The sequence below is a fragment of the Mycolicibacterium parafortuitum genome (genome assembly GCF_002086815.1).
Lineage (GTDB): Bacteria > Actinomycetota > Actinomycetes > Mycobacteriales > Mycobacteriaceae > Mycobacterium > Mycobacterium parafortuitum.
This window is the reverse complement of the sequence record NZ_MVID01000012.1, coordinates 86,706-106,835: the sequence shown is the minus strand read 5'-3', so window position 1 is coordinate 106,835 and position 20,130 is coordinate 86,706. Positions and strand designations below refer to the sequence as shown.

The following is a 20,130-nucleotide window of genomic DNA, read 5'->3' as shown; positions in this document are numbered from 1 at the left end:
CCTGAGTATAGAAAGCTATACTCAGACCCATGACGAAGCCGACCCGACTCGCCGACCATCCGACCGTGCGCGCCGTGCGGTCCCGACCGGCGCCGAAACCGGGCGTCATCGACGCCGACTGGCTGCGTGCGGTGTGCCTGGACGCCGGCGTCGACGACGTCGGATTCGCGCGCGTCGACGATCCGGCCCTGGCCTCGGAGCGCCCGCACGTCGACACGGCGCTGCCGGGCGCACGCAGTTATATCTCGCTGGTGGTCAAGATGAACCGCGACAACGTGCGCTCCACCGCCCGCAGCGTGGCCAACCAGGAGTTCCACCGCAGCGGCGAGATCATGAACGAGGCGGCGCACCGGATCACCCGCGCGCTGCAGGACGCCGGGCACCGGGTGGTGAACCCGTCGGCGACCTTCCCGATGGAGATGGACAACTACCCGGGGCGCATCTGGGTGGTCGCGCACAAACCGGTCGCGGTGGCCGCGGGCATGGGTGCGATGGGCATCCACCGCAACGTCATCCACCCGCGGTTCGGCAACTTCATCCTGCTCGGCACGGTGCTTGTCGCCTCAGAGATCAGCGGTTACGGTGCGCCGCTGGACTATTCACCGTGTCTGGAGTGCAAGCTGTGCGTGGCGGCATGCCCGGTCGGGGCGATCAAGAAGAACGGCGACTTCGACTTCGTCGCGTGCGCGGTGCACAACTACCGCGAGTTCATGGGCGGGTTCACCGACTGGGTTCAGACCGTCGCCGACAGTTCCGACGCGGCGGACTTCCGCTCCCGGGTCAGCGATTCGGAGAACGCGTCGATGTGGCAGAGCCTGTCGTTCAAGGCGAACTACAAGGCCGCGTACTGTCTGGCGGTCTGCCCGGCCGGCGAGGAGGTCATCGAGCCCTATCTCGACGACCGCAAGGCGTTCATGAACCTGGTGCTCAAGCCGCTGCAGGACAAACGCGAAACCCTGTATGTGCTGCCGGATTCCGAGGCACACGCGCACGCGGTCAAGCGCTACCCGCACAAGGACGTCAAGGTTGTCGACGGGGGAATGGGTCGCCGGTGACATCCGCCGAAACTGCGTTCCAGCAGACAGTTACTCGAACTTCTTCTGCCGGAACGCAATTTCGGCGAAACGGGGGCGTCAGCCCCAGGCGTGCACGGTGTTCTGCGCCGACTCCAGACCGAGTTCGATGAGCAACTCGGTGGCGTCGGCGGACTGCTCGATGATGGTGCCGAGTTCGGGACGCTCGCGGGAGTTGAACGGCTCCAGCACGAAGCTGGCACCGGACTTCTGTCCCGGGGGCCGGCCGATGCCGACCCGCACGCGCTGAAAGTCGTTGCTGCCCAGCGCTGAGCCGACCGAACGCAGACCGTTGTGACCCGCGACGCCGCCGCCGGCCTTGAGCCGGATGCGGCCGAAGTCGATGTCGAGCTCGTCGTGGATGATCACGACGTCGGTGGCGGGGATCGAGTAGAACTTGGCGAGCGGACCGACCTGTCGGCCGGACTCGTTCATGTACACCCGCGGTTTGGCCAGGACCACCGAGCGGCCGGCGAGCCGCCCGGTGGCCACTTCGGCACCGGAGCGTTTGTGCACCTTGAACGTCTCGCCCATGCGGTCGGCGAGGACGTCGGCCACCATGAACCCGACGTTGTGCCGGGTGGTGGCGTACTGCGGTCCGGGGTTGCCCAGGCCGACCACCAGGATGGGCTCGGCCATGACCGGGTTCGCCTACTCGGCGGACTCGGCCGCGTCGCCCTCGGCCTCGCCCTCGGACTCGGCGCCCTCGGCTGCCGCGCCGCCCGCCTCGCCGGCACCTTCGCTCTCGAGCTCCTCGGATGTCGGCGCCGCGACGACGTTGACGACCAGTACCTCGGGATCGGTGATCAGCGTGACGCCGGACGGCAGTTCGACCTGACCGGCCAGGATCTGGGTGCCCTCTTCGGCGCCCTCGACCGAGACGGTGAACTGCTCGGGGATGGACTGGACGTCGGCCTCGATCTCGATGGTGTTGGCGTCCTGCGTGACCAGCGTGCCGGGGGCGGCGTCGCCTTCGACGACGACGGTGACCTCGACGGTCACCTTCTCGCCGCGGCGCACCACGAGCAGGTCGGCGTGCTGGATGTTGCGGCGGATCGGGTGGATCTCGATCGACTTGGTCAGCGCCAGCTGCTCTTTGCCGTCGATATCGAGGGTCAGCACGGCGTTGGTGCCCGCGTGGCGCAGCACGGCGGCGAAGTCACGCCCGTTGAGCTCGAGGTGCTGCGGTTCGGTGCCGTGGCCGTACAGCACGACGGGGACGAGGCCCTCACGGCGGGCACGACGCGACGCGCCCTTGCCGGTGGTGGTGCGGACCTGCGCGGTCAGGTTGTTGGGGGCGTTCTTAGCCATTGGTCTGTGCTCCTGTGCCGGTGATTCGGTATCGGGCACGGCCAGGGTTGCACACCAGAAGTGCTGGTTCCCGTCGATAACGGTGGTCCTGCAGAGCAAGCCACCCTCGCCGTGACGCGTCCGCAAGGGTAGCCCAGCAACGGCCTACAACGGAAATTCGGTGCCTGTGAGCTGCTCGGACAGCGTCCACAACGCCGCGGCCTTGGCCCGGTCGCGCGCCAGCGGACTGCGCCAGGTCGGGCCGGACGGCCCGCGGGTGGAGTATTTCGGGCCGATGAAGCTGTCCCCGGGCAGGTCCTGGGCCACGGCGAACAGGGTCTGCCGGGCGCCGAAGTCGGCGTCGGTGGCGATCATCCGATTGCCGAGGCCGGTGAGACGGTCGCCGAAGCCCCCGGTCTGCCCCTGCAGGTTGGTCGCGGAGTAGCCGGGGTGGGCCACCAACGCCCGCACCGAGGATCCGGAGGCGGTCAGCTTTCGCTGCAACTCGCTGGTGAACAGCAGGTTGGCGAGCTTCGACTGGCCGTAGGCGGGCCACGCCAGATACGGCCGCGCCTTCCAGTTCAGGTCCTTGAGGTTGACGCGTCCGAACAGGTGCATCATCGACGACACCGTGACCACCCGGTCGGTGATCCTGGGCAGCAGCAGGTTGGTCAGCGCGAAGTGCCCCAGGTGGTTGGTGCCGATCTGGCTCTCGAACCCGTCGGCCGTCTGCGCGTACGGCACGGCCATGATGCCCGCGTTGTTGATCAGCACGTCGACGTGTTCGACGCCGTCGGCGAACGCGCGCACCGATGCGAGGTTCTGCAGGTCGAGCTCGCGCACCTGCACATCGCCGGTCATGGTCGCGGCCGCGGTCCGGCCCCTGTCGAGGTTGCGCACCGCCAGGATCGTGGTGGCGCCGACCCGGGCGAGCTCACGCGCGGTGACCAGCCCGAGACCACTGTTGGCGCCGGTCACGATCACGGTGCGTCCGGCGAAAGAGGGCAGGTCGGCGGCGGTCCAGTCGCTCATGCCCACCACAGTACGGGCGGGTCAGGGAAGTTTGACGGTGAAGCCCCGGATGATCGCCTCGATGTCGGGGGCTTCCTCGACGGCCTTGTCGGCGTAGCCGGTGACGGTGAACTGGATCAGGTAGCGCTGCTTCTCCGGGGGTGCGCCGGTGGCGAACACGATGCGGTTGTAGCTGTGCATGCGGCTGCCCGCGAGGTCGTAGCTGCCCTCGATCATCGACGACGGGAAGCCGGCGAACTCCTCGGTCGAGGAGTTCAGCTCGGTGAAGTTCTCCGAGGTCTTTGCGTCGGTGTCCGCGTACGAGAGCGCCTGCGCGACATCGAAATCCCCGATCAGTTCGAACACCATCAGCATGGCGGTCGGATAGGTGTCGCCCTTGGCGATCATCCGGGTGCCCGGCGCGAGGTTGGTGTTGCGGTACGGCTGCCAGCCCGGCGGCGTCGGGATCGTGACGATCAGGTCGGTCAGCTTGTCCGCGGCAACGGGCTCACCGACGACACCGGCCCGCTCGAGGAATGTCGCGATGTTGATCGGCGGTTCGTCGCCGTCGGCCACGGCGGTGGTCGACGACGTCGGTGGGGCGCTGCTGGTCGTCGACCAGACCGATTGATAGTCAGGGGTTTCGGGGGCGCACCCGGAAAGCGTCAAGGTCGCGGTGAGCGCGACGGCCAGCCGGAGGCGAGCCGTCACAGAATCTCGCGGACGTTGTCGATGGGCCGGGCCAGGCGGACGCCCTTGCCGGTGACGACGAACGGACGCTCGATCAGGATGGGGTGCTCGGCCATCGCGTCGAGCAGCTCGTCGTCGGACGCCGACGCCAGATTCAGCTCGGCGTACAGGGATTCGCGTTTCCGCACGGCGGTGCGCACGTCGATACCGGCGTCGTCGATCATTTTCGCCAGCTCCGCGCGGGTCGGCGGGTTCTTCAGGTACAGGACGATCTCGGGCTCGATGCCGTTGTCGCGCAACAGGTCCAGCGTCTTACGCGACGTCGAGCACTTCGGGTTGTGGTAGATGCGTTCGCCGGCCATCTACGCCGACCCGTCGAAAAGGCTTGTCACCGACCCGTTGTCGAACACGGCGCGGATCGTGTTGGCCAGCAGCGGCGCGATCGAGAGCACGGTCAGCTGCGGGAAGCGCTTGTCGTCGCTGATCGGCAGGGTGTTGGTGACGATCACCTCGCACGCGCCGGACTCGGCCAGCCGCTCGCGGGCCGGATCGGACAGCACACCGTGGGTCGCGGCGATGATCACGTCGCCGGCGCCGTCCTGCTTGAGCAGCTTGACCGCGCCGGCGATGGTGCCGCCGGTGTCGATCATGTCGTCGGTCAGCACGCAGGTCTTGCCCTTGACGTCACCGACGACCCGGTTGGACACGACCTGGTTGGGCACCAGCGGGTCGCGGGTCTTGTGGATGAAGGCCAGCGGTACGCCGCCCAGCGAGTCGGCCCACTTCTCGGCGACGCGGACGCGACCGGAGTCAGGGGAGACGACGACCATGTCGCGGTCGGCGTAGTGCTCGGCGATGTAGCCGGTCAGCAGCTTCTGGGCCCGCATGTGGTCGACCGGGCCGTCGAAGAAGCCCTGGATCTGGTCGGTGTGCAGGTCGACGGTCACGATGCGGTCCGCGCCCGCGGTCTTGAGCAGGTCGGCGACCAGGCGCGCGGAGATGGGTTCGCGGCCGCGGTGCTTCTTGTCCTGCCGGGCGTACGGGTAGAACGGCAGGATCGCGGTGATGCGCTTGGCGCTGCCGCGCTTGAGCGCGTCGATCATGATCAGCTGTTCCATCAGGTGCTGGTTCAGCGGTGCCGGATGGCTCTGCAGCACGAATGCGTCGCAGCCGCGCACAGATTCGTCGAAGCGGACGAAGATCTCACCGTTGGCGAAGTCGCGCGCGGTCTGCGCGGTCACCGGAACGTCGAGTTCCTTGGCGACCTGCTCGGCGAGTTCAGGGTGAGCCCGGCCCGAGAAGAGCATCAGGTTCTTGCGGTTGTCGGTCCAGTCGTGGCTCACGGGGCTGCCCTCGGCGTCGGCGATCGATACGGGGCCATCGTACGTAGCGCTTACGCGCTCACGGTGGCGGGTTACAGAATGCCAAGAAACGGGGCCGAAAAGCTACTCGCTGGTAGCTTGGTCACCTTTTTCGGCCGCCGCTGCCGCCGCGGCGGCTGCCGCCGCGGAAGCCGCGGCACTTCCCGGGCGCTTGCGCGCCACCCAGCCCTCGATGTTGCGTTGCGGGCCGGCCGACACCGCCAGCGCTCCGGGCGGGACGTCCTCGCGCACCACCGTGCCCGCGCCGGTGTAGGCGCCGTCGCCGACGGTCACCGGGGCGACGAACATGGTGTCCGAGCCGGTGCGCACATGCGACCCGATCGTGGTGCGGCTCTTGGTTTCTCCGTCGTAGTTGACGAACACGCTCGACGCGCCGATGTTGCTGTGCTCGCCGATGTCGGCATCGCCGACGTAGGTCAGGTGCGGCACCTTGGTACCGGTGCCGATGGTCGCGTTCTTGGTCTCGACGAACGCGCCGAGCTTGCCCGCCTCACCCAGCACGGTGCCGGGGCGCAGATAGGTGAACGGCCCGACGACGGCGTCGGGCCCGATCACCGCCTCGCTGCCGTGCGTGCGGATCACCTGGGCGCCGTCGCCGACGATCACGTCGGTCAGCGTGGTGCCGGGGCCGATCTCGCAGCGGCCGCCGATCGCAGTCGCGCCGAGCAGCTGCGTGCCCGGGCGCACCACGGTGTCGCGGCCGATGGTCACGTCGACGTCGATCCACGTCGACGCCGGGTCGACGATCGTCACCCCGGCCCGCTGGTGCGCCGCGACGACGCGGCGGTTCAGCACCGCGCCGAGGTCGGCCAGCTGCACCCGGTCGTTGACGCCGGCGACCAGTGCGGCGTCGTCGACGTGCACCGCACGCACCACACCGCCGTCGGCGCGCACCAGGGCGATCGCGTCGGTCAGGTACAGCTCGCCCTGGGCGTTGTCGGACCGCAGCCGGCCCAGCGCCGAGCGCAGCGCACCGATGTCGAACGCGTAGACGGCGGCGTTGACCTCGGTGATCGAGCGCTGGGACGCGGTGGCGTCGGCCTGCTCGACGATGCCGATCACCTCGCCGTCCTGGGTGCGCAGGATGCGCCCGTACCCGGTCGGGTCGGCCAGCGTGGTGGTCAGCAGTGTCGCGGCGGCGGCCTCGGCGTCGTGGGTCTCGATCAGCGTGCCGAGGGTGGCGGCGTCGAGCAGCGGCACGTCGCCCGCGGTGACGACGACGACGCCGTCGAAGTCCTCCGGCAGGGCGGTCAGGCCGCATTCCACGGCGTGGCCGGTGCCGCGCTGTTCTTCCTGGACGGCGATCTCGACGTCGTGTCCGAGGTCCGCACCGATCTGACGGGCCGCGGGCGCCACGCGTTCGCGGTCCTTGCCGACCACCACGACGAGGTGCTTCGGCGATACCCCGGCGACAGCGTGCAGGCTGTGCGCCAGCATGCTGCGGCCGCCCAGGGTGTGCAGCACCTTCGGGGTGTCCGATTTCATCCGGGTGCCCGCACCCGCCGCCAGGATCACGACCGCGGCGTCTCGCATAGACGTCCTTCCCGAGCCGGCTCACCGCCCTGGCTCCGCGAGCGTGCGTGTCTGCACTCGACACGCCGCGCCTGGAGGCCACTTCGCGCACGCTCGCTGTTGAGCTCCGTCGCCAGGACTCGAACCTGAACTATCTGAACCAAAATCAGAGGTGCTGCCGATTACACCACGACGGACCGGAACACCGGTTACGCGTGCGACTCTAACCCACCGCGTGGGGTGGGTCTGTGCTGCGGCGGACCCGCGGGAAGGCGGGGGCCGTTACGCCGGGATGCTGTCCGCGCCGAACGGTTTGGCCGACAGCAGCGTCACCGTCTGGGTGGCTCCGTTGGGCAGCTGATAGCTGCGCTGCTGACCCGGCGTCGCGCCCAGCAGCGCACCGCCGAGCGGCGAGTTCACCGTGTACACCTCGAGCTCGGCTTCGGTGGTGCCGCGGGTGCCGAGCAGGAAGGTCTCGGTGTCGCCGCTGTCGTCGAAGCGCACCGTCAGCACCATGCCCGGTTCGGCGACACCGTCGTCGGCGGGGGCGACGGCGTGGTCGGCGCGGCTGAGCAGTTCGTGGATCTCGCGGATGCGTTCCTTGCGGGCCAGCCACGCGTCGACGACCTCATCGGTGCCACCCTCGTTCGGCACGGCCAGCAGTTCGGCCAGTTCCCGTTCCAGGCTCTCGCGGGTCTGCGGGGTCATCCAGACGCGTTCGACGGTGTGCATGAGTAGTCCTTTCGGTCGGTCAAGAAGGGGGTCGATAAAAGGGAATCGTCGTCAGGGGCGGGATCGAATCCGCCGCCCCTGACGACCGGGCAGCCCTCGTCAGAGGGGAAGCGTGAGCGTGTCGCCGGGCCGGGCGCCGCGACGTCCGCGAAGCGGATCGAAGGGGCGCGCGATCTCCGGCTGCTTGCCGGTGACGACGTGTTCGGCCAGCAGCCTGCCGCTGGCCGGGCCATGGGCCAGACCCCACATGCCGTGTCCACCCGCGACGAACACCGCGGCGCCGAGCTGGCCGATCAGCGGTTTGCCGTCGTCGGTGACCGGGCGGGGGCCGACCCACAGGTCGGTGCGCTCGTCCCAGCGCACGCCGTCGAGAAGTGGTGTGGCCGAGGCGATGATCGCGTCGATGCGGCGCGGCATGAGCGGTTCGGAGGGCCGGCGGAACTCCATCGTGCCCGCCACCCGAAGGCCGTCGCGGTACGGCGTGCACGCGACCCGCGCCTCGGGCAGATAGATCGGGCCGGGCAGCGCCCGGTCGACCGGCACCGTGAACGAGTAGCCGCGCCCGGCCTGCAGCCCGACCCGCACCCGCCGTCCGGTCAGCGCCGGCAGCCACGCCCCGGTCGCGAGCACGACCGCGTCGGCGCGCAGCGAGCGGCCGCCGCGCAGCATCACCCGGGCGCCGTTCGTGGTGCCCGAGACACCGCACACCTCGTCGGCGTGCAGCGCGGCGCCGCGGGCGAGCACCGCATCGCCGAGCGCGTGGGTGAACCGGCCCGGATCGACGAAGCGCTGGTCGGCGACGTTAACCACGGCCGCGACCTGTTCGGAGGCCAGCGGCACCCGGTCGTGCAACGCCGCGCCGGTCAGCACCTCGGAGACGACGGGGCCGTCCATCGCGTCGAGCTCGCGCAGGAAGTCGTCGGCGCGGCGCACGTCGCGGAACGCGACCGCGAGCGCGGTATCGGTGACCGGAGCCTCGACGCCGTTGGCGACCAGCACGTCGAACGTCTCGATGGCCTCGGCGTTGAGCGCGGCGTTCGCCGCGACGGCGTGCCGCCATGCCGAGGGGCGGCTGTGCGCGGCGAAGCGCAGCAGGAATCGGGCCAGGGTGAGGTCGGCACGCAGGGGGATGTGCAGCGGCGCGGCGGGGTCGGCCATCGCGTGCAGCCCCTCGCGCAGCACGTATGGCGAATTCAGGGGCGCGGTCAGCGCCGGGGACACCCAGCCGGCGTTGCCCCAGGAAGCCCCCGCCGCGACGCCGCCGCGGTCGATGACCGTCACCTCGACGCCGCGTTCCTGCAGGAACCAGGCCGTCGACAGACCGACGATGCCGGCACCCACGACGATCACAGATCGGGGACCGCTGTCCATCCCTGACCCGCCGAACATCGCATGACCTCTCGTAAACCGGTACTGACGCCTTCATGGTGCGATGCGGGTACCGGGGAGGCGTTGTTGTGATCCGACAAACACTGGTGTGCAGAATGTGGCGTTGCGACAACGCGCCGGGCGGTTCAGTCCAGGACGGCCAGCTCGATCGTCATCGCGAACCGTTTGTTCGCGTCGTCGAGGTGCAGGTCGGTCAGCTCCGCCATCCGTTTCATCCGGTACCGGACGGTGTTCTCGTGCACCCCGAGGCGTGCGGCGGTGCGGCCGGGATCGCCGCTTTCGTGCAGCCAGGCGCGCAGGGTCTCGACATACGCGGTGCCGTGCTGCCGGTCGTGGTCGCGCAGTTCGGCGACCGCGCCGCGGTGCGGGGTGCGCCCTGACCGGGCCGCGGTCTTGAGCCGGCGCAGCAGCAGGTCGTCCCAGGATTCGTCGTAGGCCGGCGGCTCGGCGACCCCGGTGCTCTCCTGCAGCGCCAGGCATTCGTCGGCCTCGGTGCGCGCGACGGACAGTTCGGTCACCGTCGCGGGTGCGCTGATGCCGGCCCGCACGGTCAGCGGGCCGGGCAGTGTCGTGACCAGTGCGCCGACCCAGTCGCGCGCGACGGCGGCGGCTTCGGCGGCCAGCACGGTGTACACCGTCCCGTCGGCCAGCGCACTGCGCGACGGGCGCGACCACCCGAACCCCGCGGTGGCGCGTTCGAAGATCTGCAGCAGCGCCGAATGCGGGTTCGCGTCGTCGCGGGCCCGCAGCGCCACCACCCGCAGCGCCGCCGGCGGTAGGCCGAGGCGGCTGGCCACCGGCTCGGCGTCGGCGGCGCTCTCCAGCAGCCGCAACACCAGGTCCGACTCGACCTGGCGCTCCAGGTCGGCGCTGGCGCGTGACCGCAGCAGGTGCAGCGCGACGGTGTGCGCGCCGTCGGCGAGCGCCTGCCCCCGCGTCCCGGTCAGCGGTACCGGTGACGCGACCCAGATGGAACCCAGCAGCTCCCGTCCCGCCCGCGCGGCCACCACCATCCGCCCGGTGAGCCCGACGCTGTCGTCACCGGGGACGAACACCGGCTCGTCGGAGGCGCCCAGATGCGTGAACACGCCGTGCCGGTCGAACACCGCGCGTAGTTCCGGCGGCGCCTGACGGGACAGGATGGTCGCCGCGCGCGCCGGATCGGCGTCCTGCTGCCCGCGGGAGAACGCCAGCACCTGCGATGCCCGGTCCTCGATGACGACCGCGCCGCCGACGGCGCCGGCCAGGCTGTCGGCCAGCGCGAACAGATCGGTCGGCCCGCGGCCCGACTCGGTTTCGCGGCCCTCCATCACCAGGCCGTAGACGATCGCGGCGAACTCGCTCCACGGCAGGGCCGAATCGACGACCAGCACGGCCACCCCGGCGGTGTCGAGTTCGGGGGCCGGGCCGCCGCCGCGGGTGAGCACGACGGCCGCCCGCGCGGCCCGGGCCCATTCCAGCGCCTCGGCGCTCGAGGCGGCGCCGATGGCCAGCAGCACGTCGCCGGACACCGTGCGGCCGTCGACGGCCTCGGGCAGCACGACGCTGCGCAACTCGGTCTGTCGCTCCGCCGAACCGCCCTGCCAGCGCGCGCCGTAGCCGCCGAGGACGTTGATCAGGCGGTCCAGCGTGATCACGGGTTGACGCTACCTCGGATCGGTGACCTCAGCGTCTACCCTGAGACGCGTGGCCGTGCCGCATAAGTCCGACAGTCCCGAGGTCCATGTGCGTGCGCCGCGCGCCCGGATGACCGGCACCGAACGGCGCCAGCAGCTGATCGAGATCGCCAAGTCGCTGTTCGCCGAGCGTGGCTTCGACGGCACGTCGATCGAAGAGATCGCGTTGCGCGCCAACGTGTCCAAACCGGTCGTCTACGAACACTTCGGCGGCAAGGAAGGGCTGTACGCCGTCGTCGTCGACCGGGAGATGTCGGCGCTGCTCGACGGCATCACGTCCTCGCTGGCCGACAACCGCTCCCGGGTGCGGGTCGAGCGGGTCGCGCTGGCGCTGTTGACCTACGTCGAGGAGCGCACCGACGGATTCCGGATCCTGATCCGCGACTCGCCGGCCAGCATCACCCAGGGCACCTACTCGACGCTGCTCAACGATGCGGTCAGCCAGGTCGCCTCGATCCTGGCCGGTGACTTCTCCCGCCGCGGACTCGACCCCGACCTCGCGCCGCTCTACGCGCAGGCGCTGGTCGGTTCGGTGTCGATGGCCGCGCAGTGGTGGCTCGACGTGCGCGAACCGAAGAAGGAGGTCGTCGCCGCGCATCTGGTCAACCTGTGCTGGAACGGCCTGACGCACCTGGAGTCCGATCCGGTGCTGCACGAGGAATAGCCCCTCACGGGTCGGGGCTGGACGCCGGGTGCGACCAGAAGACGCCGAGTGCGTTCGCGGTCGCTTCGTCGACGTTGTCGAACTGGGTCAGCAGCGCGGTGAAGCAGTCCGTATAGCTCGCGCAGACGGCCGGGGTGAGCAGTTGCATCGTCCCGAACGGCCGCACCAGCGGGGCCACCGTGCCGTCGTCGTCGACCTTGCCGCCGAGCTTGATGACCTGGTCTCTCATCGGCAGGATCTGCTCGCGCAGCGCGGTCAGGTTCGCCCCGGCGCCGGCCAGCGCGCGCTGCATCGCGGTCAGCCGCGCGGACAGCGCCGTCAGCCGCGCGATACCGGTGTCGGCCGCCGTGCCCGCGGTGTCGGTCTCCGGCCATCCCGCGCGCAGCGCCGTCAGCGCCCGCCGCTGTGCGTCGACGGTGGAGGTGAGGGTGGTCGCCGCCGCGGCCAGCGAGGCGGCGGTGTCGGTGAGCCGCTGCGGTGCGCTGGCCTCGACGACCGAGATCGTGACCACCGGCAGCCTCCCCAGCGCGCGAATGTCTGACGCTGCGAAGCTAACACCGCCGCGGACGGCCTCCGTGCACCAATTTCTGGCTGTGCCGGGCAGTGCCTACGATGGAAGACATCATGACCGCATCGGGGACCGTCGACGTCCACACCCCGATCGCGGGCCTCGTCGAGCTGGCGCTGCGTGATCCCTGCCTGCAGGAGATCGCTGGAAGTTCCGCCGACCGGCCCGCCGATCTGCACCTCGTCGGGCCGGCCAGCGCCCGTCTGTTCGCCGCGTCCGCGCTCGCCCGGTCCGGGCTGCTGCTGGTGGTCACCGCGACCGGCCGCGAAGCCGACGACCTGACCGCCGAACTGCGCGGCGTCTACGGCGACACCGTCGCGATGTTCCCGTCCTGGGAGACGCTGCCGCACGAGCGGCTGTCCCCGGGGGTGGACACCGTCGGTGCGCGGATGATGCTGCTGCGCCGGCTGGCCTTCCCGGACGACGCGCGCCTGGGCCCGCCGCTGCGGGTCGTGGTGACCACGGCGCGGTCGCTGCTGCAGCCGATGGCGCCCGATCTGGCCCAGACCGAGCCGGTCACGCTGACGGTCGGGCAGGAGGCCGAGTTCGACGCGATCGTCGCGCGGCTGGTCGACCTGGCCTACACGCGCGTCGACATGGTCGGCAAGCGTGGTGAATTCGCGGTGCGCGGAGGCATTCTCGACGTCTTCCCGCCGACCGCCGAACATCCGGTGCGCATCGAGTTCTGGGGCGACGAGGTCTCGGAGATGCGGATGTTCTCCATCGCCGACCAGCGGTCGATCCCGGAGATCGAGATCGACACGATGATCGCCGTCGCGTGCCGCGAGGTGCTGCTGACCCCCGACGTGCGCGACCGCGCGGCCGCACTCGCCAAGGAGCACCCGGCCCAGGAGAACAACGTCGTCGGCAGCGTGCCCGACATGCTGGCCAAGCTGGCCGAGGGCATCCCGGTCGACGGGATGGAGGCGTTGCTTCCGCTGCTGCGCCCGAGCGACTTCGCGACGCTGCCCGATCTGCTGCCCGCGGGCACCCCGCTGTTGGTTTGCGACCCGGAGAAGGTGCGCACCAGGGCCGCCGACCTGATCAAGACCGGCCGGGAGTTCCTGGAGGCGTCGTGGTCGGTGGCCGCGGTCGGCGGGGACGCCCCGATCGACATCGAGGCGCTCGGCGCCTCCGGGTACGTCGGCTACGACGACGCCCGTGAGGCCGCCCGGGCGGGCGGGCACCCGTGGTGGACGCTGAGCCAGCTCGACAGCGGTTCGGACGAATCGACGGCCCTCGACATCAGGCCCGCGCCGTCGGCCCGCGGCCAGCAACACAATCTCGACGAGATCTTCGCGATGCTGCGCGCGCACGTCGCGACCGGCGGCTACGGCGCGGTCGTCGCCCCCGGTACGGGCACCTGCCAGCGCGTGGTCGAGCAGCTGGCCGAAAGTGACACGCCGGCAGCGATTCTGGAGCCCGGAGACACCCCGAAGGAGGGTGTGGTCGGGGTGATCAAGGGGCCGCTGCACGACGGCGTGGTGATCCCGGGTGCCAACCTCGTGGTGATCACCGAGACCGACCTGACCGGCAACCGGGCCGCCGCGACCGAAGGCAAGAAGCTTGCGGCCAAGCGGCGCAACGTCGTCGACCCGCTCGCACTGACCGCCGGCGACCTCGTCGTGCACGACCAGCACGGCATCGGGCGCTTCGTGGAGATGACCGAACGGGTGGTCGGCGGCGCCCGCCGCGAGTACCTGGTGCTGGAGTACGCCTCGAGCAAGCGCGGGGGCGGCACCGACAAGCTCTACGTGCCGATGGACTCGCTGGACCAGCTGTCGCGGTATGTCGGCGGTGAGGCGCCGACGCTGTCGCGGCTCGGCGGCAGCGACTGGGCGAACACGAAAACCAAAGCGCGCCGGGCGGTTCGGGAGATCGCCGCGGAACTGGTGACGCTGTACGCGAAGCGGCAGGCCTCGCCCGGGCACGCGTTCGCCCCCGATACGCCGTGGCAGACCGAGATGGAGGACGCGTTCGGGTTCACCGAGACCGTCGACCAGCTCACCGCGATCACCGAGGTCAAATCCGATATGGAGAAGCCGGTCCCGATGGACCGGGTGATCTGCGGTGACGTCGGCTACGGCAAGACCGAGATCGCGGTGCGCGCGGCGTTCAAGGCCGTGCAGGACGGTAAGCAGGTCGCGGTGCTGGTGCCCACCACGCTGCTGGCCGAACAGCATCTGCAGACGTTCACCGCGCGGATGGCCGGGTTCCCCGTCACCGTCAGGGGGCTGTCGCGGTTCACCGATCCGGCGCAGTCGCGCGCGACGATGGAGGGCATGAAGGACGGGTCGGTCGACATCGTCATCGGCACCCACCGCCTGCTGCAGACCGGGGTGACGTGGAAGGACCTCGGCCTGGTGATCGTCGACGAGGAGCAGCGTTTCGGCGTCGAGCACAAGGAGCACATCAAGTCGATGCGCACCCACGTCGACGTGCTGACGATGAGCGCCACCCCGATCCCGCGCACGCTGGAGATGAGCCTGGCCGGCATCCGGGAGATGTCGACGATCCTGACGCCGCCCGAGGAGCGCTACCCGGTGCTGACGTACGTCGGCCCGCACGACGACAAGCAGGTCGCGGCCGCGCTGCGGCGTGAGATGCTTCGCGACGGGCAGGCGTTCTACATCCACAACCGGGTCCGCACCATCGACTCGGCCGCGGCCAAGGTGCGCCAGCTGGTGCCCGAGGCGCGGGTGGTGGTCGCGCACGGCCAGATGCCGGAGGAGCAGCTGGAGAAGACCGTCGAGGGGTTCTGGAACCGCGAGTACGACATCCTGGTGTGCACCACGATCGTCGAGACGGGACTGGACATCTCGAACGCGAACACGTTGATCGTCGAACGCGCCGACACGTTCGGGCTGTCGCAGCTGCACCAGCTGCGCGGCCGGGTCGGTCGTTCGCGTGAGCGCGGGTACGCGTATTTCCTGTATCCGCCCGAGGTTCCGTTGACCGAGACCGCCTACGACCGGCTGGCCACGATCGCGCAGAACAACGAACTCGGCGCCGGTATGGCGGTCGCGATGAAGGACCTGGAGATCCGCGGCGCCGGAAACGTGCTGGGCGCCGAGCAATCCGGGCACGTCGCCGGCGTCGGTTTCGACCTGTACGTGCGGCTGGTCGGTGAGGCGGTGGAGGCCTACCGGGCCGCCGCGGACGGCAAAACCGTTGCGACACCGGAGGAACCGAAGGACGTCAGGATCGATCTGCCGGTCGACGCGCACTTCCCGCCGGATTACATCGGCAGCGACCGGCTGCGGCTGGAGGCGTACCGCCGGCTCGCCGCGGCACCGGACGACAAGAGCGTCGACTCGGTGATCGAGGAGCTGACCGACCGGTACGGCCCGCTGCCCGAATCTGCGCTGCTGCTGGTCGCGGTCGCCCGGTTGCGGCTGCTGGCCCGCGCGCACGGGATCACCGAGATCGGTGCGGTGTCGGCGGCGGCGTCGACGCTGCGGGTGTCGCCGCTGACGCTGCCGGATTCGGCGCAGCTGAGGCTCAAGAGGCTCTACGCCGGGGCGAACTACCGGGCGACCACCTCGACCGTGCAGGTGCCGATCCCGCGGGCGGGTTCGGGCGTCGGGTCCCCGCGGATCCGCGACCTGGAACTGGTGGATTTCGTGGCCGGGTTGATCAAGGTGCTGCACGAGTAGTGCCCTGCGTTCCGGCAAAGCTGATATAACCGACTGCGATGACCGTCGTCCTCGTCGACCCACGTCGCCCGTCGCTGGTGCCTGTCGACGCGATAGAACTGCTCGGCGGTGATGTCCAGTACACCGAGGAGATGCCGATCAAGGTGCCGTGGTCGTTGCCCGCGGCCCGGCCGGCCTACACCGGTGAGCCGGCCGAGGTGCTGCTGTCGTCGGACCCGCAGCACCCGTCGGTGCGCGAGCGGATCGCCGCGGGGGAGCGGGTGATCTCGGCGCCGGCGGCGAAACCCGGGGAACGCCTCGTCGACGCGGTCGCGATGATGGACAAGCTGCGCACGGCCGGGCCGTGGGAGAGCCAGCAGACGCACGACTCGCTGCGGCGGTATCTGCTGGAGGAGACCTACGAGCTGTTCGACGCCGTGCACGGCGGAGACCTGACCGAGCTGCGCGACGAACTCGGTGACGTGCTGCTGCAGGTGCTGTTCCACGCCCGCATCGCCCAGGAGAGTCCTGCGGCGGCCTTCGACATCGACGACGTCGCCGACGCGCTGGTGCGCAAGCTCGGCAACCGGGTGCCGGCAGTGCTTGCCGGAGAGTCGATTTCGCTCGAAGACCAGTTGGCGCAGTGGGAGCAGCGCAAGGCGCTGGAACGTTCGTCGCGGCAGTCCTGCATGGACGACATCCCGACCGCGCAGCCGTCGCTCGCGTTGGCGCAGAAGGTGCTCGCACGCGCCGAGACGGCGGGGCTGCCGGCCGATCTGATCCCGGATGCGGTCACCCGGGTCACCGTGGCGGCTGATTTCGACGCCGAAAGCGCATTACGCACAGCGGTTCTGGAGTTCATGGACGACGTGCGCGCCGCCGAGAGGGCCGCCGCGGCCGCCCGGCGTGGCGACGACGTGGCCGAGGAGCTGGACGCTGCCCCGCACGGCGCCTTCACCGCCGACGAGTGGCGGGCGGCGTGGCCGCGGGAGGTTGAGGTCGAGTAGCCCTCGGCGTCCAAATCCACCTTTTGCAGGTCTTTACTCGCACTTCGTCTGCAAAAGGTGGATTTCGAGGTCAGTCGAACAGTGCCGATCCCCAGAACGACGAGGTGTCACCCTCGGGAAGCCCTGGCGGGCAGGCGAACACCGCTGAGCTCGTCGGTGTCACGTACTCGTTCATCGCGTCGTTGCGCGAGATCGCGTTCTGCATCGGGACGAACTGGGTGACCGGGTTGCGCACGAACGCGATGAAGAACAGCCCCGCGTCCAGGTGCCCGAACCCGTCGGACCCGTCGGTGAAGTTGTAACCGCGACGCAGGATCTCGATGCCGCCGAGGTTCTGCGGCGACGCCAGCCGCACGTGGGCGAGCGTGTCGATCAGCGGCTCGTCCTTGTCGTTGGTGAGGTCGAAGTTCAGTTCCTCGAACTCATCGGTGAGCCCCATCGGCGCTCCGCTGCCCTTCTGCCGCCCGACCACGCGTTCCTGCTCCAGCAGCGTCGTGCGGTCCCACTGCTCGATCCGCATCCGGATGCGGCGCGCGACCAGGTAGGACCCGCCGGTCAGCCACGACGGTCCGTCGCCGTCGGCGACCCAGACGAACTCGTTCAGCTTGTCGGTCTCGTCGGAGCGCAGGTTCGCCGTTCCGTCCTTGAACCCGAACAGGTTTCTCGGTGTGGACTGCTCCCGGGTGGTCGACGACGTGCGCCCGAAACCCAGCTGGGAGTACCGGACCGCGACGGTGCCGAACCCGATGCGGGCCAGGTTGCGGATCGCGTGCACCGCGACCTGCGGGTCGTTGGAGCAGGCCTGCACGACGATGTCGCCGCCGCTGCGGGCGGGGTCGATCTTCTCGTTGGGGAACTTCGGCAGGTCCACCAGCGCGTCCGGCTTCTTGTCCGCGATGCCGAACCGGTCGACGCCGTCCTTGGCGAAGAACGACGGGCCGAAGCCGATGGTCAGCGTCAGCTGCGAGGGCGGCAGTCCGAGCGCCTCGCCGGTGTCCGACGGTGGGGCGTACGGGTTCTGGCCGGTGGCGCCGTTCGGGAACGCCTCCTTGCCCTGCGTCATCCGCTCGGCCATCTCGGTCCAGTCGGCGAGCATCTTGATCACGTCGTCGCGGCTGCGGGTCGTCACGTCGAACGTCGCGAAATGCATGCGGTCCTGGGCCTCGGTGACGATGCCCGCCTGATGCGGCCCGCGGAACGGCACCGCGGCATGCAGGTGATCCGTCGTCTGGGCCGCGGTCGCGCGCCCGGCGAACGCACCGGCACCGGCCGCGCCGACCACGGCGGCGGTCACCCCGGCCGCGCCGAACAGTTTGCGCCGGCTCAGCCCCGCCCTCTCGGGCTGGGGCTGAGCCTCGGCGTCTTCGTTATTGGGGTGCGATGACACCTTGCACCTGGCTGACCTCCTTGCTCAGCGCGTCGAGGGCGCGCGAAAGCTCTTGTCGCTCCGGCTCGGTCACCTTGTCGTAGGTGACGAAGCCGTCGCCTTCACGGTATTTCTCCAGCAGTGCCTCGACCTCTTCGAAGCGCTGATCGACCCGCGTGCCGAGATCCGGGTTGCGCTCGTCGAGGATCGGGCGCACCGAGGCGACCGCGGTCTGCGAGCCCTGCAGGTTCGCGCTGAAGTCCCACAGGTCGGTGTGGCTGAAGATGTCCTCTTCGCCGGTGATCTTGCTGGTGGCGATCTCGTCGAGCAGACCCTGTGCGCCACCGGCGATCTGGGTGGAGTCGACGGTGAAATCGGGTGCGCTGACCCCGGCCTGCAGTTCCTTGACGTCGGCGACCAGCTGGTCGGCGATCGCGTTGGTGTCGGGTTGCGGGCCGGTCACCCACAGGTCCTTCTCCAGCCGGTGGAAGCCGGTCCACTGCTGGCCCGGCTCGAGGTCGGCCTCGCGCAGGTCGATGCGGGGATCGAGATCGTCGGGGAACGACTCCGCGACCGGCTCGATGCGTTCGTAATACACGCGGGTGGTCGGGTACTGCGCCTTCGCGGCCTCGATGTCACCGGACTTGATCGCCGCGACGAACGCCTCGACCGCCGGGACGAGCGCCTCGACCTGGCTGTTGACGTAGCGCTTGTAGTTGTCCGCGGCTTCTTTGAACTTGCCCTCGGTGTCGACCTGCACCTCGTCGCCGGTGACGACGAAGTCGCCCCGGATGCCGTCGCCGATCATGCCCGGCTTGCACGCGGTCTGGTACGTGCCGGGTTGGCTGAGCTGGACGATCAGCTTGCGCTGCAGCCCGGGGGAGATGTTCTCCACCTCGCCCATCACGCGCTCACCCTCGCCGTACACGTAGAACTCGGTCACCTTGGAGCCGTTGTTGGTGATCACGAACGTGTTCGCGCCGGTGTTGCCCTCGGTCGCCGACAGCGCGCAGGACGTGTCGGAGGCCTCGACGGTGATCTCGGACGGGGCGGTGCCGCCGTCCCCGGACGCGGCGGGCGCCTCGTCCTTGGCCTGGCAGCCGGCGAGTGCGAACGCGGCCAGGGCCGCGGAGAGCACCGCGACGGAGGGATGCAACTTCACGTAATGGACCTTTCGGGAGAGGGATTCGGTGGTGTCGGGGTCTTGTCCCGCGCCGCACTCGGGGGGCGCAGGAACAGCGCCAGTACGACGACGAGGTAGGCCAGGTAGCCGGCGAGCTGCAGCACGGTCGGGGTCGGGGTGACGTTGAAGATGCCCTGGATCACCTCGCCGTACCAGGACGACCAGTTGAACGCGGCGCTGATGTCGAATGCCTTGTCGCCCAACCCTGGAAGCCATCCGACGGTCTGCAGGGCTCCGATGCCGTAGGACAGGATGCCGGCGGCGACGACGATCAGGAACACGCCGGTGTATCTGAAGAATTTCGCCAGGTTGATGCTCAGCGCGCCGCGGTACATCCCGTAGGCGATCAGTCCCGCCACCGCCACCCCGGCGATGAGCCCCAGTAGCGGCCAATTCGACTGTGCCTCGGCGTAACCCACCATGAACAGCGCGGTCTCGACACCTTCGCGTCCGACGGCGAGGAACGCCAGCAGCGCGACGGCCACCGGCCCGGTCTCCAGGGCCTGGGCCATCTCATTGCGCAACTGGCCCGACATCGAGGCCGATGCCTTCTTCATCCAGAGCACCATCGTGGTGACGATCGCGACCGCGACCAGGGAGGCCACTCCGGCGATGGCTTCGGCGGCCAGTCCGCTGATGGTGTTCTCGCCGAACTGGATGGCCAGGAAGGTGACCACCGTCATCGCGACGGCGGCGCCGACACCGAGCCAGACCCATCGGAGGGCGTCGCGGCGTTCGGATTTGACCAGGAATGCCACCAGGATCGACACGACGATCGCGGCTTCGAGACCTTCGCGTAATCCTATGAGTCCGCTGCCAAATAGCTGTGAACTGAGGTTCGCCGCCGCGTAGTACGAGGTGACCCCGGGGTCTGTACCAGCGACCATCGAATTGTCCTTGCTACGGCGTGCGCGCGCTTCGCTTTGGCTGCCCAAAGGAAGGTGTGGCTCAC

General features: G+C 69.6%; 18 protein-coding genes and 1 tRNA gene. 4 read left to right on the top strand and 15 right to left on the bottom strand.

All coding sequences use genetic code 11. The features are described 5' to 3' along the window. Positions 1 to 29: 29 nt before the first annotated feature. Entirely contained in the window at positions 30 to 1,055 is a 1,026-nt protein-coding gene (locus BST38_RS15070; RefSeq protein WP_083144132.1) for an epoxyqueuosine reductase, read from the top strand. 78 nt (positions 1,056 to 1,133) lie between these two features. On the opposite strand, the gene pth is transcribed toward BST38_RS15070, so the two are convergent. The 11 genes from pth to BST38_RS15015 all read right to left on the bottom strand — a co-directional run bounded on the left by pth (position 1,134) and on the right by BST38_RS15015 (position 10,716). Beyond that, the gene (pth, locus tag BST38_RS15065; protein WP_083144131.1) at positions 1,134 to 1,712 is read right to left on the bottom strand and encodes an aminoacyl-tRNA hydrolase; all 579 of its coding nucleotides are present in this window, start codon (positions 1,710 to 1,712) and stop codon (positions 1,134 to 1,136) included. Between the two features lie 12 nt (positions 1,713 to 1,724). After that, complete coding sequence (locus tag BST38_RS15060; protein ID WP_083144130.1) at positions 1,725 to 2,384, bottom strand: 50S ribosomal protein L25/general stress protein Ctc; 660 nt, start codon at positions 2,382 to 2,384, stop codon at positions 1,725 to 1,727. A gap of 144 nt (positions 2,385 to 2,528) precedes the next feature. Beyond that, on the bottom strand, positions 2,529 to 3,395 hold the full coding sequence (locus BST38_RS15055) for an oxidoreductase (RefSeq protein WP_083144129.1): 867 nt from the start codon (positions 3,393 to 3,395) through the stop codon (positions 2,529 to 2,531). A gap of 21 nt (positions 3,396 to 3,416) precedes the next feature. After that, complete coding sequence (locus tag BST38_RS15050; RefSeq protein WP_083144128.1) at positions 3,417 to 4,085, bottom strand: LpqN/LpqT family lipoprotein; 669 nt, start codon at positions 4,083 to 4,085, stop codon at positions 3,417 to 3,419. Continuing rightward, positions 4,082 to 4,426, bottom strand: a complete 345-nt coding sequence (arsC, locus tag BST38_RS15045; RefSeq protein ID WP_083144127.1) for an arsenate reductase (glutaredoxin) — start codon at positions 4,424 to 4,426, stop codon at positions 4,082 to 4,084. Before arsC ends, BST38_RS15050 begins: the two co-directional genes overlap by 4 nt. Next, complete coding sequence (locus tag BST38_RS15040) at positions 4,427 to 5,407, bottom strand: ribose-phosphate diphosphokinase (protein WP_083144126.1); 981 nt, start codon at positions 5,405 to 5,407, stop codon at positions 4,427 to 4,429. Positions 5,408 to 5,509: 102 nt separating this feature from the next. Continuing rightward, a complete protein-coding gene (gene glmU / locus BST38_RS15035; protein ID WP_083144125.1) occupies positions 5,510 to 6,979 on the bottom strand; it encodes a bifunctional UDP-N-acetylglucosamine diphosphorylase/glucosamine-1-phosphate N-acetyltransferase GlmU in 1,470 nt (489 codons plus the stop codon). 104 nt (positions 6,980 to 7,083) lie between these two features. Next, positions 7,084 to 7,155: transfer RNA gene (locus tag BST38_RS15030), tRNA-Gln, on the bottom strand. 85 nt (positions 7,156 to 7,240) lie between these two features. Then, positions 7,241 to 7,690, bottom strand: coding sequence for a GreA/GreB family elongation factor (locus BST38_RS15025; protein WP_083144124.1), 450 nt, complete (start codon positions 7,688 to 7,690; stop codon positions 7,241 to 7,243). 99 nt (positions 7,691 to 7,789) lie between these two features. Beyond that, positions 7,790 to 9,079: an NAD(P)/FAD-dependent oxidoreductase gene (locus BST38_RS15020; protein WP_083144123.1), complete on the bottom strand. Its 1,290-nt coding sequence runs from the start codon at positions 9,077 to 9,079 to the stop codon at positions 7,790 to 7,792. 125 nt (positions 9,080 to 9,204) lie between these two features. Beyond that, a complete protein-coding gene (locus tag BST38_RS15015) occupies positions 9,205 to 10,716 on the bottom strand; it encodes a PucR family transcriptional regulator (protein ID WP_083144122.1) in 1,512 nt (503 codons plus the stop codon). A 109-nt stretch (positions 10,717 to 10,825) separates the two neighbouring features. Between BST38_RS15015 and BST38_RS15010 the strand changes: the two genes are divergently transcribed. Beyond that, positions 10,826 to 11,419, top strand: a complete 594-nt coding sequence (locus BST38_RS15010) for a TetR/AcrR family transcriptional regulator (RefSeq protein ID WP_083144176.1) — start codon at positions 10,826 to 10,828, stop codon at positions 11,417 to 11,419. 4 nt (positions 11,420 to 11,423) lie between these two features. Here BST38_RS15010 and BST38_RS15005 read toward each other — a convergent pair whose 3' ends face one another. Then, a complete protein-coding gene (locus tag BST38_RS15005) occupies positions 11,424 to 11,930 on the bottom strand; it encodes a hypothetical protein (protein ID WP_083144121.1) in 507 nt (168 codons plus the stop codon). Positions 11,931 to 12,043: 113 nt separating this feature from the next. Between BST38_RS15005 and mfd the strand changes: the two genes are divergently transcribed. After that, positions 12,044 to 15,643 carry a transcription-repair coupling factor gene (gene mfd / locus BST38_RS15000; protein WP_083144175.1) on the top strand — a complete coding sequence of 1,200 codons (3,600 nt, stop codon included), beginning with the start codon at positions 12,044 to 12,046 and terminating at the stop codon, positions 15,641 to 15,643. Between the two features lie 38 nt (positions 15,644 to 15,681). Beyond that, on the top strand, positions 15,682 to 16,629 hold the full coding sequence (locus tag BST38_RS14995; RefSeq protein ID WP_083144120.1) for a nucleoside triphosphate pyrophosphohydrolase: 948 nt from the start codon (positions 15,682 to 15,684) through the stop codon (positions 16,627 to 16,629). Between the two features lie 70 nt (positions 16,630 to 16,699). On the opposite strand, the gene efeB is transcribed toward BST38_RS14995, so the two are convergent. The 3 genes from efeB to efeU are packed head-to-tail and all read right to left on the bottom strand — an operon-like array spanning position 16,700 to position 20,065. After that, positions 16,700 to 18,016, bottom strand: coding sequence for an iron uptake transporter deferrochelatase/peroxidase subunit (gene efeB / locus BST38_RS14990; protein WP_083144119.1), 1,317 nt, complete (start codon positions 18,014 to 18,016; stop codon positions 16,700 to 16,702). Further along, the gene (gene efeO, locus BST38_RS14985; protein ID WP_083144118.1) at positions 17,997 to 19,157 is read right to left on the bottom strand and encodes an iron uptake system protein EfeO; all 1,161 of its coding nucleotides are present in this window, start codon (positions 19,155 to 19,157) and stop codon (positions 17,997 to 17,999) included. Before efeO ends, efeB begins: the two co-directional genes overlap by 20 nt. Further along, positions 19,154 to 20,065: an iron uptake transporter permease EfeU gene (gene efeU / locus BST38_RS14980; protein ID WP_083144117.1), complete on the bottom strand. Its 912-nt coding sequence runs from the start codon at positions 20,063 to 20,065 to the stop codon at positions 19,154 to 19,156. The genes efeO and efeU overlap by 4 nt, the downstream gene beginning before the upstream one ends. Positions 20,066 to 20,130: the final 65 nt, after the last annotated feature.

Excerpts from the sequence above, each read along its gene's own strand:
- BST38_RS15070 (WP_083144132.1), top strand. The coding sequence starts at position 30 with ATGACGAAGCCGACCCGACTCGCCGACCATCCGACCGTGCGCGCCGTG.
- pth (WP_083144131.1), bottom strand. The coding sequence starts at position 1,712 with ATGGCCGAGCCCATCCTGGTGGTCGGCCTGGGCAACCCCGGACCGCAG.
- BST38_RS15060 (WP_083144130.1), bottom strand. The coding sequence starts at position 2,384 with ATGGCTAAGAACGCCCCCAACAACCTGACCGCGCAGGTCCGCACCACC.
- BST38_RS15055 (WP_083144129.1), bottom strand. The coding sequence starts at position 3,395 with ATGAGCGACTGGACCGCCGCCGACCTGCCCTCTTTCGCCGGACGCACC.
- arsC (WP_083144127.1), bottom strand. The coding sequence starts at position 4,426 with ATGGCCGGCGAACGCATCTACCACAACCCGAAGTGCTCGACGTCGCGT.
- glmU (WP_083144125.1), bottom strand. The coding sequence starts at position 6,979 with ATGCGAGACGCCGCGGTCGTGATCCTGGCGGCGGGTGCGGGCACCCGG.
- BST38_RS15025 (WP_083144124.1), bottom strand. The coding sequence starts at position 7,690 with ATGCACACCGTCGAACGCGTCTGGATGACCCCGCAGACCCGCGAGAGC.
- BST38_RS15020 (WP_083144123.1), bottom strand. The coding sequence starts at position 9,079 with ATGTTCGGCGGGTCAGGGATGGACAGCGGTCCCCGATCTGTGATCGTC.
- BST38_RS15010 (WP_083144176.1), top strand. The coding sequence starts at position 10,826 with ATGACCGGCACCGAACGGCGCCAGCAGCTGATCGAGATCGCCAAGTCG.
- mfd (WP_083144175.1), top strand. The coding sequence starts at position 12,044 with ATGACCGCATCGGGGACCGTCGACGTCCACACCCCGATCGCGGGCCTC.
- BST38_RS14995 (WP_083144120.1), top strand. The coding sequence starts at position 15,682 with ATGACCGTCGTCCTCGTCGACCCACGTCGCCCGTCGCTGGTGCCTGTC.
- efeU (WP_083144117.1), bottom strand. The coding sequence starts at position 20,065 with ATGGTCGCTGGTACAGACCCCGGGGTCACCTCGTACTACGCGGCGGCG.